This window comes from Pelagibacterium halotolerans B2 (assembly GCF_000230555.1).
Classification (GTDB): domain Bacteria; phylum Pseudomonadota; class Alphaproteobacteria; order Rhizobiales; family Devosiaceae; genus Pelagibacterium; species Pelagibacterium halotolerans.
This window is the reverse complement of the sequence record NC_016078.1, coordinates 2,628,110-2,650,127: the sequence shown is the minus strand read 5'-3', so window position 1 is coordinate 2,650,127 and position 22,018 is coordinate 2,628,110. Positions and strand designations below refer to the sequence as shown.

The following is a 22,018-nucleotide window of genomic DNA, read 5'->3' as shown; positions in this document are numbered from 1 at the left end:
ATATCCTGCGGCACACACGGGCGACCTTGATGCTCCTGGCTGGCGTTCCAACGGCAGAGGTGGCTTACTACTTGGGGATGACGGAAGCCATGGTCGAGACCACCTACGGCCACTGCCACGTCGAGTATCAGAAGAGGGCTGCCGCATCGTAATCGGGCTGGTACGAATGTTACGAATAGCCCCGGTTTCGGTACGAATAGACGGTCACGACCGGTAGCGGGCGGGAACAGGGAGACCAAAAAGAGTGTTGGAAACAATCGGATAGCCCAGACTCGCGGGGCGCGCAGACGACCCAACAATGCGTTCACACGGCAGGGGTCCTGGTTCAATCCCAGTTACACCCATCATCCTCCAAAGTCTCTTTGTCTCAAGCATCTGATTTGTAATCAGAGGGTCGCTGGTTCAAGTCCTGCTGCCGGCACCAGCAAAACCCCAGGAAATGCTGAAGTTTTTGAGATGGCCGTGAGGCCGTCCCAGTGGAAATTCGGCGCTGGGACGGGATTGGGACGGCCTGTCAAGAATCAAGGGCGCGATCCATCTCAAGTAAACGGATTTCCGGTCCAATTCTCGACGCTTGTCCATGTTCCGGTTTCGTTCTATTTTTAGGGCATGAAATCGAAACCGGTCCTCATCATCGATTACCCGTGGGTCGTATGCCGCGTGCAGTGCAACCTGTGCCGCCGATCGGGACAATATCGGTTGGCGCGCCTGGCGGCGAAATATGGCGCCGACACCAGTCTGGAGCAAATGCTCAATCTGCTCGCAGCAGACTGTCCATGGACGACGGATCGCCGAAAGCCGCAGAAGTATCGCAAAGCGTGCGGCATCCATTTGCCCGATATCGAACGCGATCCGACACCGCCACCGGACCTGCCGCCGGCGTTCGGTGGTTTGAGCATCATTGAGATGGGAAGAAGCGCAAGGCTGGTTGAGTTTCGATGACTTGAAAATCGCGAAACGGCGAAAAACGCCCGTCTGTGTCGTTTTAAACGACTTAAGCGACGTCTCCGTCGCTTAAACGCCCATTTACGGGGTGTTCACCATGTCTCATTTTTACCCACTCAGGCGTGTTTTCCAGCTCGAGTGGGTAATAATCACTGCTCCCCAGATCGAATGCGCAAACAGCAAAAATTGCGGTTTCGCGTATCGTTACACGAAACCTCAATGTTTCTCCGGCTCGTCATCCGTGTCATCGAGGAACTGCAGCTTGGGCAAGCCGGTCAGGCGCGCACGAATTTCGGCAGCGACACGGGTCTGTAATCGAAATTATCGACCCCAACATCGATGCACTGCGACGTATCCGGGAGACGTCCGTGCGAGTGTCCGAAAAGTTGGATCGAGCCGCGTCTCATGTTGCGCCAGCTCCTGAGTCCGTAATGACACAAAACGTAGATTTGGCCGCCCAGGTTGACTTCGGTCAGCTCTGTCGGGGATGCCCACGGCAGCTTGCGGGTCTCATTTTTAAAGTCGTGATTGCCGGTCACAAGATGCTTCACGCCGTTCAATTCGCCGAAGATCTCGCGGGTCCGCTGCGGCGAGCACCGGTACGCGAAATCACCAAGGTGCCAGACCGTGTCGTCAGGTCCGACGACTGAATTCCAGTTATCGGTAAGCGCCTGATCATGCTCTTCGATGCTCTCGAAGGGGCGGCGGCACATCGAGAGGATCGAGCGGTGGCCGAAATGCGTGCCGGCCGTGAAGAAGGTGTTCGACATCAATCCATGCCCCCTTCGTTGAAATTCACGATGGCTTCAGGATCGTCGTCGAGCTCAAGGCGCTTGCTGACGCTGACGAACCACGAATTTGCGTTCATCGTGACCTGGTCGAGGCTGTGGTCGAATCTGGTCGCACAATAGACGCGGATGGCGTCCTGCCAGGAGTCGGTGTTCTCGCGGAAGAAGTTTACGAGGTCGTTCCAGGTCGGGTCTTCGCACATGAGCCCCGTGGGCTCCAGATTGGCGGGCGGGTGTTCGTAGCCGACCTCCTGTGCAAGTTCGGCAATGGCCATGGTTTCGGCATGGGTGCGGGGCATCGAGGTCTCCTGTCGTTGACGATTGGAGAGGATGCCCCGGGATTATGAAAGTCACACGTGGTATCGAAGCCAATCTCGCTTTAGGTTCTCTAGGACGGCATGGAGTTGGATGTCGGAATAGCTGCTGACGATCCAGTTGCCCGCTGCTCTCGATATTGCAATCAGCTAAAATGGCTGTCAGCTTCGCGCCCTCATGCACGAACCCGCTTCGCGGGAGAGACGCGCGTGGTGAGACCTGATGGATTTGTCTGAGGCTCTGGGCAGCTAGAGGCTGTGGTCCGAACATGGAGTTCCTTTTAGCAGGAGGAACTCACCATGACGACGTTTCAGACCAATGCCCCGATCACACCGCTGCGCCAGCGCATGCAGCAAGACATGGTGATGCGGGGTCTGGGTGCCCATACGCAGCAGGATTATGTGCGGCACGTCCGGAACTTTGCTGCCTTCCTCGGGCGTGGGTCCGGCGACGATCAACAGCACGGTTTCCGCGCTGCGCTTTCTGTTCACGGTGACGCTGAATCGGCGGGATCTGTCGCGCACTTTGGTGAACACCCGTAATCCGCGCAAGCTGCCCGACGTTTTGAGCGTGGAAGAAGCCGCACGTCTCCTCGAGGCAGCGCCAGGCATCAAGTACAAGGCCGCACTGGGGGTCGCTTATGGCGCGGGCCTGCGTTTCTCCAAGGTCGCGCATCTCAAGATCGACGATATCGACTCGACCCGCATGTTGATCCGTGTCGAGCAGGGGAAGGGACGCAAGGACCGCAATGCCATGCTCTCGCCGCAACTGCTGGAGCTTTTGCGTCTGTGGTGGCGCGAAGGAAAGCGGCGCGGCGTGATGCTGCCTCATGGCTGGCTGTTTCCATGGCGTAGCCGCACGGATCCGATCTCGTCACGACAGCTGCATCGCGCGGTGCAGGAAGCAGCCGAAGTGGCCGGGATCCATAAGCGTGTCAGTCCGCATACATTACGGCACAGCTTCGACACCCACCTTCTCGAAGATGGCACCGACATCCGCGTCATCCAGGTCTTGCTCGGGCACAGCAAGCTCGAGACGACCGCGCTCTACGCCAAGGTGTCCACCCGAACGATCCACGCGGTCGCTGGCCCTCTTGATAGACTGATGGCGCTGACGGAAGGCAAGTCGCCCGACCCCTGAGCCGGTGCGCGCCACTATTGAGGTCGCCGATATCTTCCGAGCGGCCGGGCCTGCCTATCGCGCTGCCCATGCCGGTCATCTGAGCCTGGAGCAGCTCAAGGTCATGTCGGCGATCGAGACCTGTCGCACTGCAGCTCTCGGCGGCCACGTTGAAGCCTGTTCTGACTGCGGGCACCAGCGGATCGCCTATAACTCTTGTCGCAACCGGCACTGTCCCCGGTGCCAGGGCGCCGCAGCGCGTGCCTGGCTCGACGCCCAGCAGGCCAATCTTCTCCCTGTCGGCCACTTCCATGTAGTGTTCACGTTGCCCGCCGAGATCGCCGATATTGCCTTCCACAACAAGGCGCTGATCTACGACCTGCTGTTCAAAGCGGCATCGCAGACCATGTTGACGATCGCGGGCGACCCAAAGCACCTTGGCGCCCGCATCGGCATCACCGCGGTGCTTCACACATGGGGCTCGGCCATGACCCACCATCCCCACATCCACATGATCGTGCCCGGTGGCGGCCTCACACCGGCTGGGCAATGGATATCGTCGCGGCCGGCCTTCTTGCTGCCGGTGCGGGTGCTCGGCGTACTGTTCAGGCGCCTGTTTTTGACCCGGCTGCTCGAACTCCACGGAGCTGGAAAGCTCGTCTTCTTCGGCAAGCGGGCGGATCTCAGCGATCGGCGTGTCTTCCTGCGCCACCTTGCGCCGATCCGAAGGAGGCGTTGGGTGGTTTATGCCAAAGCGCCCTTCGCCGGACCTGAAGCCGTTCTCGCCTATCTCTCGCGCTACACTCACCGCGTGGCAATCTCGAACAGCCGTCTTATCGCCTTCGACCAGACCAGCGTCACTTTCCGCTACAAGAATTACCGCTGCTCGGGCGCCGACCGACAGCAGGTCATGACCATTGCCGCCAACGAGTTCATCCGACGCTTTCTGCTGCATGTTTTGCCGCGCGGGTTCCACCGCATTCGGCACTACGGCCTGCTCGCCGGCAGCGCACGCAAGGTCGACATCCCCTATGCCCGCGAGCTTCTGAACGCCGTTCCGCCGCCTGATCACGCCACAGCACAAGATCCGTCGGACGTTCGCCCGCCATGCCCGTGCTGCGGCGGCCCCATGATTGTCATCGAGGTCTTCGAACGCGGGCGTCAGCCCCGCGGACCGCCAAATACGATGGCAACGAACCGGGAGAATGCGCCATGAGCCGATAGGCTGGGCCGGGCGCTTCGAGTGTTCTTAACAATCAAAAAGAAACAGCGCCGGTCTCATGACCGGCGCCGTCTGCATTTGGAGTTTCAATGCCGGCTAACCGTTGAGTATGGCGCGTGAGGTGCCGCCTCCCATCAGCTTTTGCTGCCCATAGAGCGCGCCGAGGATCAGGACCGGAACCAACGCCAGAGCGGGATGCAGGTTGGATACGAAGAAGCTCGCGATCCCGACGACAACGAGGACGAGGCGTACCGGCAGGGACACGCACTGCACCAGAAACCCGACCAGTCCGGCGGAGATCAGGCTGACCGAGGCCAGTCCGGAGAGCACGGCGGCGCCGTTCTCGACCGGCGTGCCGCCCAGCAGGAAGGCCGGGTTCAGGACGAACGCGAACGGAACGATATAGGCGACGACTGCGAGCTTAAGGGCTTCGACCGCCGTCGCCATGGGGGCGGACCGTGCGATCGAGGCGGCAACGAACACCGATAGGCACACGGGTGGCGTCAAAAATGACAATGTTCCGTAGTAGAATATGAACATGTGCGCCCCGAGCGTGCTAACACCAAGCTGGGTAAACGCAGGGCCGATCAGGATCACGAGGATGATGTAGGTCGCCGTCACCGGCACACCCATGCCCAGAACGATGCAGCCGATGGCGGAAAGTATCAGCAGAAGCCAGATACTTCCGCCCGAAACCGCGATCAGGTTCTGCGACAGGCTCGACCCGAGACCCGTCAGCCCCAAGCAGCCCACGACGATCCCCGCAATGGCACACATGATGGCGATAAACACGACGGTGTTTCCCGCTTCGACGAACGTCTGGATATAGGCCTTGAGAGGCCGGCGCATGCTGGGGATCACGACCGACATGACGATCGTTGCAAAACTCGCCGTAAAGGCCGAGGCGGCCGGGTTCCAGTTCCAGCCGAACAGCGTCCAGAGAAGGATGGCGAAGGGCACGATCACGGGGATCATGCGCTGGGCCGCATCGCGAAGGTCGGGCAACTCTTCTATGTCGGCGCCGGCCACACTGGTCTTTACGGATTCGAGGTGAACCTGAAGATAGATGCAGAAGAAAAACAGGATGGCGGGAACGGCGGCCGCGATGGCCACCGCGCTATAGGGGATCGCCAGGAACTCGGCCATGAGAAAGCCGGTCGCTGCCATGACGGGGGGCAGGACGAGACCGCCGGTCGATGCCACAGCCTCGACAGCCCCGGCGCGCTTTGCGGAATAGCCGACACGGCGCATCATGGGAATCGTGAGCATGCCCGTCGTTGCGACATTGGCCGAGGCGCTGCCCGAAAGCGAGCCGAAGAGGGCGCTTGAGAGGATGGCGACCTTGGCCGGCCCTCCCTTGCGGCGGCCCATAAGCGCAAAGGCGAAATCCGAGATCGCGCTTCCGCCCCCGACCAGGAACAGCACCTGGCCAAACACCACGAAGCTCGCGACGATGGTCGCGGCGACCTCCACGGGCGTTCCGAAAATCGCGCCGGTGCCAAGGTAATTATAGGTGACGAGACGGTCCCAGCGGATCACCCGCGTTTCGAACATCCCCGAAAGATAGTGGCCAAAATACGCGTATGCGAGTGCAAGCAGACCGACGCTGACCATGGTCCAGCCGACATGGCGGCGCGCCGCTTCGAGAAGCAGCACGATGCCGATGACGCTGACGATCACCTTGTCGGTGGTGATCAGGCCGAGGCTGCGCACGATCTGGTCGTAATTAAGGAAGATGTACCCGCCCACGAGCAGGGCAAGCACTGCGCCGACGATGTCGTACCATGGCGGTGTGTTGCGGGTCATAGACTTGACTGCAGGCTTCAGGAGAAACGAGAGCGCAACGCAGATCGCGATGAAAAGCGTGAGATACTGCTCCTTGTAGATGATGATGCCGAAGCGCGGCAGCACTTGGAGCGAGTAGATCACCGCGGCGATGGGCAGTGAGATCGCAAAAACCTCGGAGATTAAGCGATATGGGCGATTGAGCACCCTGTTTGTGTCTTGCACGGGTGTCTGGCCTCCTAATGAAGGGTAGCGGCTCCCCGGACAAGAGGTGCGACCCGAAGCGTTGGGCCGCCACTCTCCGCCTGGCGCTAAAGTGGACTGGCGTCCGGGAACGACCGCTTATTGCGCCAGAAGCTCGGCCTGGCGCGCTTCAAGTTCGTCTGTCCAGACGCCCTTCTCGCGATAGAATTCAATCGCGGCGGGATGAAACGGCACGACGAATGCGGTGTCGACGAAGCGGTCCTGGGTCCATGTGGCCAGCGAGGGATGAATGGTTTCGAGCTGGCTGGAATGCTCCCACAAGGTGTCGAGAACCGACGTCACCGTTTCTTCGGAAAGATCGCTGCGCGAATAAAGGGTGGTCGCGTAGCTCAGCGCGTGGATATCGGTATCGACGCCGACGGGACCTGCCGGCACCTCGATGGGCACGAATGCGCTCCCGACCTCCTGGGACCGGGCAATGGCCTCGGGGGAGGGATCGATCGAAAGAATGCGCGCGCCTTCTGCGGCGTTGAGCTGCTGGAGGATGCCGCTTCCCAGCGAGCCGACGGCTGCGTCGGCCCGGCCTTCGATAACCGCGGTGACGCCTTCGGGGTAGCTCGATACGCTGACGACAGTGATGTCGTCGATGCCCAGGCCAGCATTGGCGAGAGCGGCCTCGGCCGTGATCGAGGATCCCGCAAAGGCTCCGTAATCGACCACGACCCGTCGGCCCTCTAGATCGGCAAGGCTGTGGATGTCGGAGCTGCCGCGCACGACGAGCGACAGGCTGATCGGCGAGCCGAGCATGATCGTGGACACGGGATAGCCTTCGCCACCCTGTGCGCCCTCATAGGGTCCAATGGCGCGATACGCGAAATCGGCCTCAATCGGGCTGGACAGTCCGAAGTCCGCTTCGGCGGTGACGAACATCGGAAAGAACACGGTAGGCGACTGCGGAAGCACGTCCACGCGATCATCTGTATGTTGGCCGATGACAGAGGCAATGGCTTGCGACTGCGCGTAGAACAGGCTTCCTTCAGGATTGCCGCCCATAACGAGAATTTCGGCCGTCGCGGTGCTCGGGGCCGCAGTGATCAGCATGGCCGCGCCCAGCGCGGCCGTTTTCAAGTTTAGAAAAGTCATTGGATAACGTCCTCCCTATCCACGTTGAATTCTGTGCTTTCACTCCTCCGCTCTCCGGTGGAGCAGACATGAGTTCGTTATACGAACACATGTCGAATAGCGCATAATAAGAGCGGCGAAACTCCGTTGTCAATTCGTGCAAGAAATTGTTGCCCGGTTCTCGATTGGGCGCGATGTCAGAAAAAGGTATTAGCGATCAGCAAGGCGGCAATAACGACGGCGTAGTAGGCGAGGACGAAAGGGCCGTTCCAGTGCAGGCCGACTTCGCGCGAAAGTTTGCCCGTCATCCCCATGGCGACAGCCAGTGTCGATGCGAAGGGCGAGAGCAGCATCGAGCCGGACCATCCGCACATCACGGCCAGCATGAGCATCGTCTCGGGCATGTCGATGCCCGCCGCAACGACTGCACCGGTGCACAAGAGGGCGGTAATCATCGGCGAAAGGCCGATCTGGCCGAGCACCGTCATCAGCACAATGATGCCGCAGGCGATCGTGCCCGGCCCGACTGCGATCTGCTCGACGAGCACACGAAGCTGATCGGCGGGAAGCAGTTCGACGAGGGTCAGCCCCAGGAACGCGCTCGATCCGATCAGGCAGATCTCGTTTGTCGACTCAGGCAGTGCCCGAAATCCGTCGCGGGCGAGGGATTTTAAATTCGGTGCGAATGGCGACGGCTCCGTCAAGAAGACCCAGATCACCGCCATAGTGGGGATCACGATGAGAATGGCGGTGCGCATGGGAACGCCCATCGAGGCTTCGGCGAGGGCGGAAATCCCGGTGATGGCGAGAAGCAGCGCGAGCAGGGCGGTCATCGCGAGGCCTGCGCCGCCATGGGGAGCGGGCACGAATCTGCGGCGCGGTGCCGGTTCGAGCCGATCGAAGATCCAGCCGAGGGCTATGAATACCACCGCCGAGAAAAGGCCGTAGGGCAGGTAGGACACATAGTCCAAGCTCGGCATTATGGGTATTAGCAAATTGATGGCCAGCCCGACCGGCGACCATAGGATGGTCGCACCGAACCCGCGTAACACGGCGTTGGTGATTCGACGCGCCTGCATCTCGGCGATGGCGGGAGATGGGGTATTTCGGACCCTTACCGCCATCGCAATGCCGAGCAAAAGTTGCAGCCCACCCAGATTGAGCAGGATGCCGAAGATGTGGCTTCCGCCCGCCAGAAGGAAGAAGCGCCGCGACGGGGGCTGATCAACCGCGAAACGGGCGGCTGTGCCGACGATGTCCGAGCGGAGGGCCGCGACGCGCAACAGCGTCATGACCGTAAGGAGTGCAGGCAGATAGAGAGCCCGGCTGGCCGCCAGGCCCAGACTGTCCAACCTGCCGCCGACGCTGATCAGGATTGCGGCTGACAGGGCGGCGAGCACCAGTAGCAATCTGGCATTGACGCGCACATATTTCCATCGCATGACGATGTGGGCGACGATGAAGGCGATCGCACACCCGGCGAAAAGATGCGCGTCAGTGAGAAGGTCGACAAAGGCGCACGCGGTGCCGGCTAGGAGGGCGGCGGATGCGAGGGTGGATACCACGGCAGGACGCGTTGTTTCATCCATGAGGTGTCCTCACCTTCAGCCCCGAGCCCGCTACGAGGACAGGGCGTACGGCGGGTCGGGGCATTCGATGCAAAGAGGCGCTCAGGCTGGCATTTCGGTCAATTTCGCGAACGCACCTTCACGCAATTGGCGTTCGACCGTCGGGGACAGGTTTCCGTCCGGGCCGAGCAGCTTGGCGGTCGAACCCAGTTCGAATTTCTGGGAATAGACATTCGCGCCCAATTCGAGAAGAAACTGGTGGAGTGCTGGATGGCCCCGCAGTGCCCCTACACCACCGGTCGGCGCGCCGCACAGGGTGATCAGTTTGCTTTGGAACAGATTGCCGGCACCGTCCACGTCCTGACCGAGCCAGCCGGCCGCGTTCCGAAACACGGATGAAAACGCCCCGGTATACTCGTCCGAACTCATGAAGATGGCGTCTGCGCCGGCCACGATCGCGCGGACCGCCGCAACGGAGTCGGGGACCGAAGCGGCGGTATCCTCGGTGAACGCAGGGATCTCGTAATCGGCCAGGTTGAGCGTCACCGCAGTAATGGTGTCGCTCATTTCGCGTTCGGCGAGCGCTGCGGCCGCTCCTACCATTCGCCAAATCGACGACCCGACCTGACTGCTTCCCGACACAAAGAGAACCGTCTTCTTACTCATTTTCCGCTCCTAGTAATCATTGCTGCCGCGATCTGACGTTGAACCCGGCTGAATACTATAGGCCAGCCGGGTTTTGGGACATCTTGTGCGTGGTCGTGAACGCGCGGCCTCCGTTTGCGGCACTCTGCGCGATCCATCTTTGCTTGACACGAAAATCCCAAGATTGTAAACCGAATATCGACAGAAATTCGAAATTCGAACATTTGACTTTGCCGATGGAGGGAATGTGGCCATGGAGAATTTAGCGTCCGCAGGCGCGGATATGCCCGTATGGGCCGAAGAAGACAGGGGGTTTCACGTCCCGTACTGGGTATTCCAACGCGAGGACGTTCGAGACATGGAGCGCCGGAAACTGTTTCAGGGCGAGACCTGGAACTATCTGTGCCTTGAGGCTGAGCTGCCGTCTGCCGGGGATTTCGTCGCCGTCCACGTGGGGGAGACCCCCGTCATCGTGACGCGGGATCACGACGGGGAGATCTACGCCTTTGAGAACCGGTGTTCGCATCGCGGCTCGCTTCTGGCGCTGGAGGACCGCGGCAACGTCAAGGATTTCACCTGCGTCTACCACGCCTGGACTCACAACCTTCAGGGTGACCTCGTCGGAATCGCGTTCAAAGACGGGATCGGCGGCAAGGGCGGCATGGAGAAGAGCTTCTGCATGAATTCGGTCGGGCCGCGCAAACTGCGCGTGGCCAATGTCGAGGGTTTGATCTTTGGAAGCTTCGATGAGGACGTGGACGATATCGAGGATTATCTCGGCGAGGAGGTTCTTGGTCGAATCCGGCGTGTTCTCCAAGGGCGCAAAGTCGTTGTGCTCGGCCGGTTCACGCAGGTACTTCCGAACAATTGGAAGCTTTATGTCGAGAATACCAAGGACAGCTATCACGCGAGCATTTTGCATACCTTCTTCACTACGTTCGAGCTGAACCGGCTGTCGCAGAAGGGCGGTATCATCGTGAGCCCCAATGGGGGCTGCCATGTAAGCTATTCCGAGATCGATCAGGCGGCCGAGGCCGAAAAGGCGGCGAACAACATCTATTCCGAACAAAAGATCAGATCGCAATCCGATCTTGAGCTCGCCGACAAATCGCTTCTCGGCAATTTCAAGGAATTCGACGACGACATCACCCTGCAAATCCTCACCGTCTTTCCGGGTTTCGTGCTGCAGCAGATTCAGAATTCCATCGCGGTGCGTCAGGTTTTGCCCAAGGGTACCGACAAGATGCACCTCAAATGGACCTATATCGGGTTCGAAGGCGATACCGCGCAACAGCGCCGGGCGCGGCACAAGCTCTCCAATCTCATCGGGCCGGGCGGATACGTCTCGATGGAGGACGGCTGCATCGGCGGTTTTGTGCGTCGCGGCACGGAGGGCGCATCCGACACCAATGCCGTGCTCGAGATGGGCGGCCGGGAGATCGAAGGCGGCGATGATCGGATTACCGAGGCGTCCATTCGCGGGTTCTGGTCGGAATACAGAATGAGGATGGGCATATGAGCACCCATGTCCGACATGCCGAAATTTCCGCGCTGATCAGTGCCGCTCAGGCTCGCTACGTTCGAGAGATTGATGACGGCGACTGCACCGCGTGGCCGAGTTTTTTCGTCGACGACTGCTTCTACACCATCACAAGCGCGGACAATTACGCCCAGAATTTTGAGGCGGGTCTGGTCTGGCTCGACAGCAAGGACATGTTGCGCGACCGGATCCTGTCGCTGCTGGAGGCCAATGTCTACGAGCGCCATTCCTACCGCCATTTGATCGGGCAGCCATTCGTTGGTGAGGTGGACGGCGACGAGGTGGATTCTGAGACCGCGTTCATGGTGGCCCGGATCACGCGAGAAGGACCGACGGATCTCTTCGCGAGCGGGCGCTACATCGACCGCTATCGCGTCATCGCTGGCGAAGCCAAGATCGTCTCGCGCACCGTGGTCCTCGACAGCAACCGGATCGATACGCTGCTCGGCTTTCCGCTGTGACGGACCGCGAAATGGGACGGGTCCTGATCACCGTCGGAGATGCCAACGGGATCGGTCCGGAGGTCGCAGCAAAGGCCGCCATCGCCCTTTGCGAAAACGCAGCGTTGCGCCCGGTGATCGTCGGGGATCGCCACCTCATGAACCCTTTTGTGCGGGCAGGCGGCTTCGAAATCGAAACGGACCCGGAAAGCTGGGGTCGGTCGGGTAGTGTTGACCTCTTCGACGTGCCCGGGATCGACGCGGCCGAGGTGACGCCCGGCACGCCGACCGCGGCGAGCGGGCGGGCCACCATTGCCTATGTCGAGCAAGCGGTGGCCCTCGTAAAAAAAGGCGTGGGGCGGGCCATCGTGGCCGCTCCGCATTCGGAAACGGCCGTTAATGCGAGCGGGCGAAGGTTTTCCGGATATCCAAACCTTTTGTCCGAACTGGCTGGGACCGGCGAAGACAGTATCTTTCTCATGCTGATCGGGGGCGGGCTGCGGATCGTACACGTGACGCTGCACGAGGGGATCAGCGGAGCCCTCGCCCGGCTGACCCCGGACCTGATCGCACGCGCGACACTCGCCGCCGATCTGGCGCTCAAGGGGCTCGGCGTCGCCGCCCCCCGCATCGGGCTTTTCGGCATTAATCCCCATGCGGGCGAGGGGGGGCTGTTCGGCGACGAGGACGACCGCATCGTCGTCCCGGCCCTTGAGCGCCTGCGGGCGCAGGGGGTCGACGTGCACGGTCCGGAAGGCGCCGACGTCATGCTCGGACGAGCTGGGTACGACGCGTTCGTCGCCATGTACCACGATCAAGGTCACATTCCGGTGAAACTGTTGGCCGGGCGCGGTGCGGCGGCGATGTCGATTGGGGCCGGGCTGGTTTTTTCGAGCGTCGGGCACGGTGCCGCCTTCGACATCGCAGGCAAGGGACAGGCATCGCCGGATGCGGTCGTCGCGGCAGTCAGACTTGTGGGAGAAATTCAGTGAGTTTTCGCATTACGGTTACCGATCACGACGATATCGGCTTTGACTGCGAGGAGGACGAAACCGTTCTCGATGCCGCCGACAGGGCCGGTTATGCCATTCCCTATTCCTGCCGCAAGGGCGTGTGCTCGTCCTGCCGAGGCGGCATTGCGGCGGGCGAGGCCATGGTGCGCGGCCAGGGCCATCAGACCGGTCCGGCGGAGGAGGTGCTCCTGTGCCAGGCGCGCCCGCTCAGCGATCTCGAGATCACCCCGGCCCGAATCCAAAAGGTCGAGCCGGTTCAGCGCAAGATTCTCGATGCCAAGGTGCGAAAGATCGTGCGGCCGGCGCCGGACGTCGCGGTGATTCATGTCCGCCTGCCCATCGGTCAGCGCGCGCCGTTCCGGGCCGGCCAGTATTTGCGGGTAATGATGGAAGACGACGATAGCCGCAACTATTCCATGGCCAATCCGCCCCAGAAGAACGATGGTATCGAGCTTCATATCCGTCATGTGCCCGGCGGCAAGTTTTCAGAGCAGGTGCTCGGTACGATGGAAAAGGGGACGGTCCTCAGGGTCGAACTTCCCTATGGCGAATTCTGCCTGTCGGACGAGGATGGCATGGACGCCGTGCTGCTCGCCACCGGTACCGGCTTTGCGCCCATAAAGTCGTTGATTGAGAACCAGATCGCGCTCGGCGCCGAACGTCCTTTGAAACTCTATTGGGGCGTCAACACCGAAGCCGATCTCTACATGGGCGATGTCGCCGAGCAGTGGGCGAAGACTTATTCCTGGATCACCTTCATACCGGTCATCTCCTCACCCTCGCAGGACTGGCAGGGGCGAACGGGGTTCGTGCATCAGGCGGTTCTCGAGGATATTGCCGACATGAGCAATGTCGAGGTCTATGCCTGCGGCGCGCCTGTCATGATCGATGCGGCGCGGCTCGAGTTCGTGGCAAAGGCCGGTCTTGCAAAAGACAGGTTTTTCAGCGATGCCTTTGTTGCGTCGGGCGAGGCGCCCTGATGGACCAGCTCGATGGCGCGGTGTCGGGAGGACGGGGCGCCCCCAACGGCTTCGCCAGTACGCGTCTCGCGAGCGAAGACAATGCAGGAAAAGAGGGTCGGCCGATGTCGTCACGTGCGCCGGAAGGAATGGCGGGATTGGCCAAGGGGCTCGCCATTATCGAGCTGTTCGGCCAGGATCGCACCTTTCTCACCGTCTCGTCCGCTGCGGACGCGACCGGCATTTCGCGCGCCAGCGCACGGCGCTGCCTGCTCACTTTGCACGATCTCGGCTATCTCACGAAAAATGGGCCGCGCTTCTTGCCGACGCCGCGTATGTTGCGGCTCGGCCAATCCTATACCGGCGCCATCTCGCTGCCCCATCTCGCCCAGCCTCAACTCGAGGCGGCATGCGAGGAGCTAGGGGAGTCCGTGTCGCTGTCGATCCTCGAGGACGGGTGCTCGACCTTCGTTGCTCGAGCGGAAGCCGCGCGGATTGTCTCTACGGCAATCCGCCTCGGGACCCGATTGCCTGCTCATGCCGCGGCGACCGGGCGGGTTTTGTTGTCGGGCTGTACCGAGGACGAACTCGATGCCTATTTCGCCGCGGTCGAGCCGACGGCGCTCACCGCGCATACGGTGACCGACAAAGCCGAACTCAAAAAGATTATTCGGGCAGCCGGTCGCGACAAGGTGGCATTTACCGACGAAGAACTGGAAGTGGGCATGGTCAGCATGGCCATTCCTGTTTTCAATCCCGACGGGAGGCTCGTGGCAGCCATGAGCGTGAGCGCAGCACGACCGCGCATCACCGTCGAGGATTTGCGCAATCGCATGCTGTCGACCTTGCGCACCTTCGCCGAGGCTCTGTCGCGCTCCTTGTGAGTTCGGCACGCAAGGCACGGTGAATCCATATCATCTTGGGGAGAGACATGAGAAACGAGGCGGTCCAGGTCTATCCCGCGCTTTCGATGTATATCGGCGGCCAATTCATCGGTGCCGATAGCCGCGACGGGCAGACGGTGATCAATCCCGCCAATGGTATGCCGCTAGGCACGTTGCCGCACGCCACCATAGGGGATCTCGACTGCGCCCTTGCGGCAGCGGCGGCAGCGTTCGAATCCTGGCGCTGGAGTAGCCCGACGGGCCGGGCTGCCATCCTGCGAAAGGTGGCTGGGATGGTGCGCGAGCGCGCTGAAACCCTTGCGCTCAACATCACTCGGGATCAGGGTAAGCCGCTGGCCGAAGCCTGCATCGAAGTTTCCGGTGCGGCCGACCATCTCGAATGGCACGCCGAGGAGTGCCGCCGTATTTACGGTCGGGTCATCCCTGCGCGGTCCGCGTCGGTCCGCCAGACGGTGATACGCCAGCCTATCGGGGTGTGCGCGGCGTTCTCGCCCTGGAATTTTCCGCTCAACCAGGGGCTGCGCAAGATCTGCGCCGCGCTCGGAGCCGGGTGCACGCTTATCCTCAAGCCCGCCGAGGAGGCGCCGAGTTGCATGGTCGCGGTCGCCGAAATGTTCGAGGAGGCCGGGCTGCCGCCGGGCGTTCTCAACATCGTATGGGGCGTGCCGTCCGAGATCTCCGATTATCTGATCCGCTCTCCAATCGTGCGAAAGGTCTCCTTCACGGGCTCGGTTGCGGTGGGCAAGCACCTTGCAGCACTCGCCGGCGCTCACATGAAGCGAGTGACGATGGAGCTCGGCGGACATTCGCCGGTCATCGTATGCGACGATGCCGACATCGAAAGAGCGGCGACGCTTCTTGCCGGCTACAAGGGGCTCAATGCTGGGCAGGTCTGCATGTCGCCGAGCCGGTTCTTCGTACAGGAGGGCGTGATCGACGCGTTCTCCGAGCTCTTCGTTGCGGCGTATGCGAGCCGGACGCTTGGTGATGGACTGGATGAGGGAACGATCATGGGGCCGCTCGCCCACGAGCGGCGGGTGGAGGCGATGATCGCGATTGTCGAGGATGCGCTCGATCGCGGGGCGCGGGTGATGACGGGCGGCCACCGGCCCGAGGGACCGGGATCGTTCTTTCCTCCGACCGTGCTTACGGGCGTTGCCGACGAGGCGACCGTTATGCGCGAGGAGCCGTTCGGGCCCGTCGTGCCGGTGACGAGCTTTTCGACGATCGACGAGGTGTTGGGTCGGGCCAATTCGGTGCCCTACGGGCTCGCGTCCTATGCCTTCACCCGCTCGCTGGAGCGGGCGCATACGATCAGCACGCGGCTTGAAGCGGGCATGGTCACCATCAATCATTTTGGGCTCGCCCTGCCCGAAACCCCCCTGGGGGGTGTCAAGGACAGCGGCCTCGGCAGCGAAGGGGGTGTGGAAACTTTCGATGCCTATCTGCATACCAAGTTTATTTCCGAACAAACCGTTACGTGAGCCTTTCGAGGCCGGGCATCATGGGCGCGGCATCCCCTCTGGGAGGAGCATGAAAATGAATGGAGCTGAGGCACTGATCCAGAGCCTGATCGCCAATGGCGTCACGACCTGCTTTGCCAATCCTGGCACGTCCGAAATGCATTTCGTTGCTGCCACAAACGCCTACCCCTCGCTTCGCAACGTGCTTTGCCTATTCGAGGGCGTCGCGACCGGGGCTGCGGACGGGTATGGACGCATGAGCGACGCGCCGGCCGCGACGCTCCTGCATCTTGGGTTCGGGCTGTCGAACGGTCTCGCCAATCTGCATAATGCCCGCCGTTCCGGCGCGCCCGTGCTCAATATCGTCGGCGAGCATGCAAGCTGGTATCAGGGGGCCAATTCGGCACTGTCGAGCGATATTCAAGCCATCGCCGCGCCGATGTCGGATTGGGTGCACGTCTCGCAATCGGCCGAAAAGGTCGCCTCCGATGCGGCGCGCGCGATCGCGGCTGCGCACGCGAGAGGCGGGCAGGTCGCGACACTGATCCTGCCGGCCGATACGGCCTGGACGGATGGCGCGGCCGTGCCTTCACAGCGCTCCGTTCCCCTCGGGACGACAGGGATCGACCCCGATACGATTGAGCGGGCCGCGCGCATGCTTGCCGGGGCCGGGCGCAGCATAATCATTGCCGCCGGCCAGGCCCTGCGCGCGGGCCCAATGGACCAACTAGCGCGCATTGCGGCAAAAACGGGCGCAAAGCTGGCAACCCCCTACGGAGTCGGACGGCTCGAGCGTGGCGCGGGCCGCGTGTCCATGCCGCGCCTGCCTGCCCTTATCGATCCGGCGCGCGCACTCTTTGAGGGGATCGACACCATCATTCTCGCCGGTACGAACATGCCCTCCGCGATGTTCGCCTATCCCGGCAAGCCGCGGCAGATGCAGGATGATACGGCGCAGGTTCTGGGGTTGTGCGAGGATTTCGGGGCAACCGCCGAGGCGATTGAATGCCTGGCGGACGCGGTTGGTGCCGGACGAGGCGAGGTGATCCGCGAAGCGCTGCGCGAGATCGAAGGCCCTAGCGGCGCACTGACCGCGGACACCATGTTAGTTTCCGTCGCGGCCGCCATGCCCGAAAACGCCATCATCGTCGATGAGTCGATTTCGGCAGGCCGGAATTTTTTCCCACTTTCGCAAGGGGCGGTGCCCCACGACTATCTTCAATTGACGGGCGGCGCACTCGGGTGCGGCATTCCCGTGTCCCTTGGGGCCGCAATCGCCTGTCCGGACCGTCGCGTTATCAATATGGAAGGCGACGGCAGCGCAATGTACACGCTGCAGGGGCTCTGGTCGCAGGCGCGCGAAAATGCCGACGTCACGACCGTCATTGTTTCGAACCGGCGGTACGGGATCCTTGACGCAGAGCTAAAATCGGTCGGGGTGCAGGGCGAGGTCAGAGGATCGGCGCGTCGCTTGCTTTCCCTCGACGCGCCCGCGATTGATTGGATCGGCCTTGCAAAAGGCATGGGGGTCGAAGCAAAGGCCGTGACCACCGGCGAGGATCTGGTCGCAGCGATTACGCACGCCAATGGCCGGACGGGCCCTTTCCTCATCGAGGCCATCATAGGGTGATCCTTGGGGGCACCTTGGTGCGCCCACAATGCCGTTGGCGATGCCCGGTCCGAAGATGCCGAGGCCGAGCAGCGACAGGCACGAGCACCACGGCCATGGCTTCATCGATCGTCGGCGTGGCGCCGCCGAGGCCGGTGGTGAACTGCGAGAAACAGGGTCGAACGAATGCCAATGATGACGGCGAGCACCAGCACCTTGATGCCGGACGAGATCACGTTGCCGAGTAGCTCATTGCTTAGCACAACCTATTCTGCCGGGTCCGATAATGTTAATGCTGGTGATCTTCAACCATCGGGACTGATCTCGCTGAACCAAACTGTGGCTGGTGCTGGGGCCAACAGCATCGGGTGTCGGCACCCAGGGGCAGACGGTGATCGAGAGTAACGTCCAGATGGCAAAAAAGGCTCGCGACGGCCAGATGACGTCGAGAACCGGCATATGGAGATCCGTGTCGGCATTCTTGCGCTGTGTCAGCACCGCGCCCTGCAATGGAGTGGAGAGCGCCATGGTCACGCCACCTCGCGCGGCTTGACGGGGGGCTCGAGTTCCCAAGCGCCTTCCACGCGCCGCACGATATCGGCCTCAACCTCTCCGATCATGGGATCCTCAAAGGTCCGTGGCCGCGTGATCGGCACATTGTAGTTTTCAAAGACGGTCGAAGGCCCGCGCGTCAGGATGATGATCCTGTCGGCGAGACAGACCGCCGCGCGGATCGAGTGCGTCACGAAAACGATCGTCGCCCCGGTCAGCGCTCGAATGCCCGAAAGCTGCAACGGCCAGGAGTCCTTGAACTGCCGGATATGCAGGATATCGAGAAGGCGGTCGATGTTGCCCTCCTACTCGTCCTTTGGCACGTCCGCCGCTGCCAGCACCAGTTCGAGGTTCTGCTTGACCGTCCGCAACGGCAAAAGCCGATGCGGCTGAAACATATAACCGAGTTTCGGCGCCGCCCGGCCAGGATTGTAAAGCGGCAGATTGTGGACCTCGACCAACCCCTGCGTCTGCGGCAACAGCCCCGAAATCACGTTGAGCATCGAGGATCTCCCGCAGCCCGACGGCCCGAGGATCGCGACGAACTCGCCACACTTGATCTCGAAATCGAGGCTTTCGATCGCCGGCGTGCCCCCACAGCTCACGCCCAGACCTTCGACCTTGAGCACTGTCTCTTTTCTTGCCGGTCATGATGAACCCTAGTCGTTTTTAACTGTCTTTGAGTTCAGGCGCGCCTGCGGAACACACGCCGCTCGGCCACACGCAGCACGCCGTATTCCACCACCAGCACGATCGCCATGAACACCAGCAGCCAGAGGTGCACCTGCACCATCTGCATGTATTCCCAGGCGTGATCGAACTGGGCGCCGAACCCGATCCGCGCCGCCCCGAAAATTTCGGCCACGACCATCACCTTTCAGGCGAGCGCATGCGCATTACGCAGGGCCGAAAAATGAACGGCGCGATGAAGGGCAACAGGACGTGCCGGATGTAGCGCAGCGGCCGCAGCCGATAGAATTGCGCGGCCTCCGCCAGATCCTTATCGGCGCTTCTGAGCCCATCTCGCAGCCCCACCGCCATGAGGGGGAACGTGATGAACATTACGACGATGGCGTAGCCGATCTCCGCACCATGAAAGATCGCCAGCACTCAACCCCCTTCATCACCTCATAGCGCATGAAATCCCCGTCGCTCTCATTGCTGGCGTCAATAACGACGCCAATAACGGCGGTCGTTACACGTCAGCACATACCCCGCGAAACGCGGCCCAACCCGGCCGAAACGTCGCCCGTGTCCGTCATGAACGGGGCCTCGCCCAAGAACAGCTCGCCGACATCTCGGGTTTCACAGCATTATGTCTCCGACTTGGAACGTGGCCGCCGAAACCCCATCCTTGTGACGATCTATGAGCTTGCGCAGGCTCTGGGTGTCATTCGGCGTGGAATATTGACCCCGATTTGGGGGTGATCGGCATCCAATATTGACCCCCTGTGTTGAGGTAAGAACAGACTGCCTTTCCTTTGGTGAGGATAGGTGGTTGGGGGATGAAGGGCGTGGATACGATCGCGCGTATACGGCGTGCCCATTTTGTGCAGGGCAAGACGATCAAGGAGATCGTTCGAGAGCTGCACGTTTCGCGGAATACGGTGCGCAAGGTTTTGCGCTCGGGCGAGACGGCATTTTCCTACCAAAGAGAGCGTCGGCGAAGGCATATTGATCTCGCTCGCGCATCGCGGCTTCGAGATCGAGGCCCTGACCGAGGACTACATCCGCAACATCTACGACATCCGCGTCGGCATCGAATCCATGCTCGCCACCCGCGCCGTCGAGCGCGCGACCGATGCCGACATCGCCGATCTGCGCACCATCCACACCGATCTGTGCGCGCTCATCCGCTCGGGCAATTCGATGGTCGCGACCCATGAGAACGTGCATTTCCACAACCGCATCTACCGGCTCGCCGGCAACCGGCAGGCCGAGATGATCCTCGAGGGGCGCACGCGCGTCGTGCGCACGGTCGGCGACAGCCTCGGGGGCTACATCCCTTCTGTCTACGACACGGTCATCGCCGAGCATGAGGACATCGTCCGCGCCTTCGAGCGGCACGATGCGGAGGGTGCCGGCCGGGCCGTCTTCAACCATGTGACCGCCGCGCGCGACCGGCTGTTGAAGCGCATGGCCGACGGCCACGTCTTTACCGAGGGCGCCGCGCCCCTCCCCCGCGCCAAAAGCCGCCGCTAGCCCGCCGCGCCTGCCGAAAACCGCGCAAAGCTCGCTCTGTCCGCATAGGACGATTGCGTTCCCGGCCGCGTCACCGAAAGCGCGGCATACCGACTCGCCGCCGCAAGCGCCGTTTCGAGCGAACTGCCCGAAACGAGGAAATGGGCGAAGGCCCCGATGAACGCGTCGCCCGCCCCCGTCGTGTCGAGCGCCGTGACCGGCACCGGGGCGATCACCGCGACGCCTTCGGGCCCGACGAGCCGCGCCCCGCGCGCGCCCAGCGTCACCACCACCCGCCCGACCCCGCGCGCCAGCAGCCCGTTGGCCGCATCGATCACGTCGATCTCGGCGTCGGGCGCAAGGCCCGAGAGAATGGCGAGTTCGCTCTGGTTGAGCACGAGGTGGTCGACGAGCCCGAGCATGCCCTCGGGCAGCGGACCGTCCGGCGCGGGCGCCGGGTTCAGCAGCGTCGCAACCCCGGCCTTCCGCGCCATTTCGAGACCGGCGAGCACCGTCGCGGTGCGGATCTCGAGCTGGAAGATCGCAAGCGCTGCGCCTTCGACGAGCCCGCGCGCCGGCAGGAGATCCTCGGGCAGCAGATGCGCATTCGCGCCCGGCGCGATGAGGATGCGGTTCTCCCCGCCCGGCTCGACGAGGATCGGCGCGACCCCGCTCGCCACCCCCGGCACCCGCGCCACATGGGTCGCATCGATCCCGTGCCGGACAAAATTGGCGAGCGTGCCGGTGGCGAAATCATCATCGCCCACCCGCCCGATCATCGCGACCTCCGAACCCAGCAGCGCCGCCGCCACCGCCTGGTTGGCGCCCTTGCCGCCGAACCCGCTCTGGAAGCGTTCGGCCTCCAGCGTCTCGCCCCGCTCCGGCATGCGCCGCGCATAGGTCACGAGATCGATCATGTTGCTGCCGATGACGACGATCCGCCCAACCATGTCCCTCTGCTCCCGGCTCAGGTCCAGCGCTCGCGCACGCGCGCCTCGAGCGAGACGACGAGCACGAAGAGCGTCACCGACCCGATTGTCGCGCAGACGCTGGCCCCGAGCGCCCGCTCTGTGTTGAAGGCCTGGCTCGCCGCATGCAGCATCTGCCCCAGCCCGCTCGTACCCATCAGGAATTCGGCGACCATGGCCCCGAGAATGGCGTTGGCGCTCGCAAGGCGCAGCGCCACCGTCCAGTTCGGCAGCGCCGAGGGCAGCGCCAGATGAAAGAGCCGCTGGTGCTTTTTGGCGCCGAACACCGAGAACAGGTCAGCGCTCCCCGCCGGCAGCAGCTTCAGCCCCGAACCGGTGAAGACGAAGAACGGGAAGAAGGAGAGGATGGCGACGATCGCCAGCACGGTCTCGGTGCCATAGCCCAGCATCCGCGCCAGAACCGGGATCATGGCCACCACCGGGATCGAGGAGAAGATGAGCCCGATCGGGGTCAGGAGCCCGTTGAGGATGCGCGAGGACCAGGCAAGCACCGCGATGGTCGTGCCGGCGATCATCCCGAGCACCAGCCCGCTCATCGCCACCCACGCGGTCTGCATGAAGTTCTGGAGGTACAGTCCGGGATTGGCCCAGATGTCGGCGAACACCGCCCAGGGCCGGGGCATGACGATCACGTTGAAATCGTTGAGGACGACC

The 22,018-nt window shown here is 62.1% G+C and carries 23 protein-coding genes and 3 pseudogenes; 12 read left to right on the top strand and 14 right to left on the bottom strand.

Annotated features, from left to right (window positions below; genetic code table 11):
• Positions 1-699 precede the first annotated feature (699 nt).
• Entirely contained in the window at positions 700-942 is a 243-nt protein-coding gene (locus KKY_RS12890) for a hypothetical protein (RefSeq protein ID WP_014131808.1), read from the top strand.
• A gap of 278 nt (positions 943-1,220) precedes the next feature.
• Here the strand turns inward: KKY_RS12890 and KKY_RS12885 are convergent, their stop codons facing one another.
• Positions 1,221-1,715 (bottom strand): metallophosphoesterase family protein, encoded by a 495-nt coding sequence (locus tag KKY_RS12885; RefSeq protein WP_014131806.1) that lies wholly within the window; start codon positions 1,713-1,715, stop codon positions 1,221-1,223.
• Positions 1,715-2,032, bottom strand: a complete 318-nt coding sequence (locus KKY_RS12880; RefSeq protein WP_014131805.1) for a hypothetical protein — start codon at positions 2,030-2,032, stop codon at positions 1,715-1,717. Before KKY_RS12880 ends, KKY_RS12885 begins: the two co-directional genes overlap by 1 nt.
• A gap of 315 nt (positions 2,033-2,347) precedes the next feature.
• Here KKY_RS12880 and KKY_RS12875 point away from each other — a divergent pair.
• Both KKY_RS12875 and KKY_RS12870 read left to right on the top strand, forming a co-directional pair.
• Positions 2,348-3,188: pseudogene (locus KKY_RS12875) on the top strand (tyrosine-type recombinase/integrase).
• Positions 3,189-3,192: 4 nt separating this feature from the next.
• Positions 3,193-4,383, top strand: coding sequence for an IS91 family transposase (locus KKY_RS12870; protein WP_041528756.1), 1,191 nt, complete (start codon positions 3,193-3,195; stop codon positions 4,381-4,383).
• A 102-nt stretch (positions 4,384-4,485) separates the two neighbouring features.
• On the opposite strand, the gene KKY_RS12865 is transcribed toward KKY_RS12870, so the two are convergent.
• From KKY_RS12865 to KKY_RS12850, 4 genes are all read right to left on the bottom strand, one after another.
• Positions 4,486-6,399 carry a TRAP transporter permease gene (locus KKY_RS12865; RefSeq protein ID WP_014131802.1) on the bottom strand — a complete coding sequence of 638 codons (1,914 nt, stop codon included), beginning with the start codon at positions 6,397-6,399 and terminating at the stop codon, positions 4,486-4,488.
• Between the two features lie 117 nt (positions 6,400-6,516).
• Complete coding sequence (locus tag KKY_RS12860; protein WP_014131801.1) at positions 6,517-7,521, bottom strand: TAXI family TRAP transporter solute-binding subunit; 1,005 nt, start codon at positions 7,519-7,521, stop codon at positions 6,517-6,519.
• A gap of 176 nt (positions 7,522-7,697) precedes the next feature.
• Positions 7,698-9,089 carry a hypothetical protein gene (locus KKY_RS12855; RefSeq protein ID WP_014131800.1) on the bottom strand — a complete coding sequence of 464 codons (1,392 nt, stop codon included), beginning with the start codon at positions 9,087-9,089 and terminating at the stop codon, positions 7,698-7,700.
• An 81-nt stretch (positions 9,090-9,170) separates the two neighbouring features.
• Complete coding sequence (locus KKY_RS12850; RefSeq protein WP_083824081.1) at positions 9,171-9,734, bottom strand: NADPH-dependent FMN reductase; 564 nt, start codon at positions 9,732-9,734, stop codon at positions 9,171-9,173.
• 337 nt (positions 9,735-10,071) lie between these two features.
• Between KKY_RS12850 and KKY_RS12845 the strand changes: the two genes are divergently transcribed.
• Genes KKY_RS12845 through KKY_RS12815 form a run of 7 tightly spaced genes read left to right on the top strand, consistent with a single transcriptional unit; the run spans position 10,072 to position 17,663 of the window.
• A complete protein-coding gene (locus KKY_RS12845) occupies positions 10,072-11,232 on the top strand; it encodes an aromatic ring-hydroxylating oxygenase subunit alpha (protein WP_014131798.1) in 1,161 nt (386 codons plus the stop codon).
• Positions 11,229-11,714, top strand: a complete 486-nt coding sequence (locus tag KKY_RS12840) for an aromatic-ring-hydroxylating dioxygenase subunit beta (protein ID WP_014131797.1) — start codon at positions 11,229-11,231, stop codon at positions 11,712-11,714. The genes KKY_RS12845 and KKY_RS12840 overlap by 4 nt, the downstream gene beginning before the upstream one ends.
• A gap of 11 nt (positions 11,715-11,725) precedes the next feature.
• Complete coding sequence (locus KKY_RS12835) at positions 11,726-12,685, top strand: PdxA family dehydrogenase (protein ID WP_014131796.1); 960 nt, start codon at positions 11,726-11,728, stop codon at positions 12,683-12,685.
• Complete coding sequence (locus tag KKY_RS12830; protein WP_014131795.1) at positions 12,682-13,686, top strand: 2Fe-2S iron-sulfur cluster-binding protein; 1,005 nt, start codon at positions 12,682-12,684, stop codon at positions 13,684-13,686. The genes KKY_RS12835 and KKY_RS12830 overlap by 4 nt, the downstream gene beginning before the upstream one ends.
• Positions 13,686-14,549: an IclR family transcriptional regulator domain-containing protein gene (locus tag KKY_RS12825; RefSeq protein ID WP_202945621.1), complete on the top strand. Its 864-nt coding sequence runs from the start codon at positions 13,686-13,688 to the stop codon at positions 14,547-14,549. Before KKY_RS12830 ends, KKY_RS12825 begins: the two co-directional genes overlap by 1 nt.
• 47 nt (positions 14,550-14,596) lie before the next feature.
• Positions 14,597-16,054, top strand: coding sequence for an NAD-dependent succinate-semialdehyde dehydrogenase (locus tag KKY_RS12820; protein WP_014131793.1), 1,458 nt, complete (start codon positions 14,597-14,599; stop codon positions 16,052-16,054).
• 55 nt (positions 16,055-16,109) lie between these two features.
• Positions 16,110-17,663 carry an acetolactate synthase large subunit gene (locus tag KKY_RS12815; protein WP_014131792.1) on the top strand — a complete coding sequence of 518 codons (1,554 nt, stop codon included), beginning with the start codon at positions 16,110-16,112 and terminating at the stop codon, positions 17,661-17,663.
• Here KKY_RS12815 and KKY_RS20055 read toward each other — a convergent pair.
• From KKY_RS20055 to KKY_RS12795, 6 genes and pseudogenes are all read right to left on the bottom strand, one after another.
• Positions 17,661-17,890: pseudogene (locus KKY_RS20055) on the bottom strand (type IV secretion system protein); the annotation flags it as partial. The gene KKY_RS12815 and the pseudogene KKY_RS20055 overlap by 3 nt on opposite strands.
• A 1-nt stretch (position 17,891) precedes the next feature.
• The gene (locus tag KKY_RS20330) at positions 17,892-18,170 is read right to left on the bottom strand and encodes a hypothetical protein (RefSeq protein WP_139305145.1); all 279 of its coding nucleotides are present in this window, start codon (positions 18,168-18,170) and stop codon (positions 17,892-17,894) included.
• A gap of 2 nt (positions 18,171-18,172) precedes the next feature.
• Positions 18,173-18,436 carry a hypothetical protein gene (locus KKY_RS12810; protein ID WP_014131790.1) on the bottom strand — a complete coding sequence of 88 codons (264 nt, stop codon included), beginning with the start codon at positions 18,434-18,436 and terminating at the stop codon, positions 18,173-18,175.
• Positions 18,437-18,499: 63 nt separating this feature from the next.
• A complete protein-coding gene (locus tag KKY_RS12805) occupies positions 18,500-18,823 on the bottom strand; it encodes an ATP-binding cassette domain-containing protein (protein ID WP_014131789.1) in 324 nt (107 codons plus the stop codon).
• 56 nt (positions 18,824-18,879) lie between these two features.
• Positions 18,880-19,059: a hypothetical protein gene (locus KKY_RS12800; RefSeq protein ID WP_014131788.1), complete on the bottom strand. Its 180-nt coding sequence runs from the start codon at positions 19,057-19,059 to the stop codon at positions 18,880-18,882.
• Positions 19,060-19,064: 5 nt separating this feature from the next.
• Positions 19,065-19,304, bottom strand: a complete 240-nt coding sequence (locus KKY_RS12795; protein WP_014131787.1) for an ABC transporter permease subunit — start codon at positions 19,302-19,304, stop codon at positions 19,065-19,067.
• 395 nt (positions 19,305-19,699) lie between these two features.
• Between KKY_RS12795 and KKY_RS20325 the strand changes: the two are divergent.
• Together KKY_RS20325 and KKY_RS12790 are read left to right on the top strand one after the other, a co-directional pair.
• A pseudogene (locus KKY_RS20325) lies at positions 19,700-19,849 on the top strand (IS21 family transposase); the annotation flags it as partial.
• A 19-nt stretch (positions 19,850-19,868) separates the two neighbouring features.
• Positions 19,869-20,396 (top strand): GntR family transcriptional regulator, encoded by a 528-nt coding sequence (locus KKY_RS12790; protein ID WP_014131785.1) that lies wholly within the window; start codon positions 19,869-19,871, stop codon positions 20,394-20,396.
• On the opposite strand, the gene rbsK is transcribed toward KKY_RS12790, so the two are convergent.
• Entirely contained in the window at positions 20,393-21,325 is a 933-nt protein-coding gene (gene rbsK, locus KKY_RS12785; RefSeq protein ID WP_014131784.1) for a ribokinase, read from the bottom strand. The genes KKY_RS12790 and rbsK overlap by 4 nt on opposite strands.
• 17 nt (positions 21,326-21,342) lie before the next feature.
• The gene (locus KKY_RS12780; protein WP_420864534.1) at positions 21,343-21,900 is read right to left on the bottom strand and encodes an ABC transporter permease; all 558 of its coding nucleotides are present in this window, start codon (positions 21,898-21,900) and stop codon (positions 21,343-21,345) included.
• Positions 21,901-22,018: the final 118 nt, after the last annotated feature.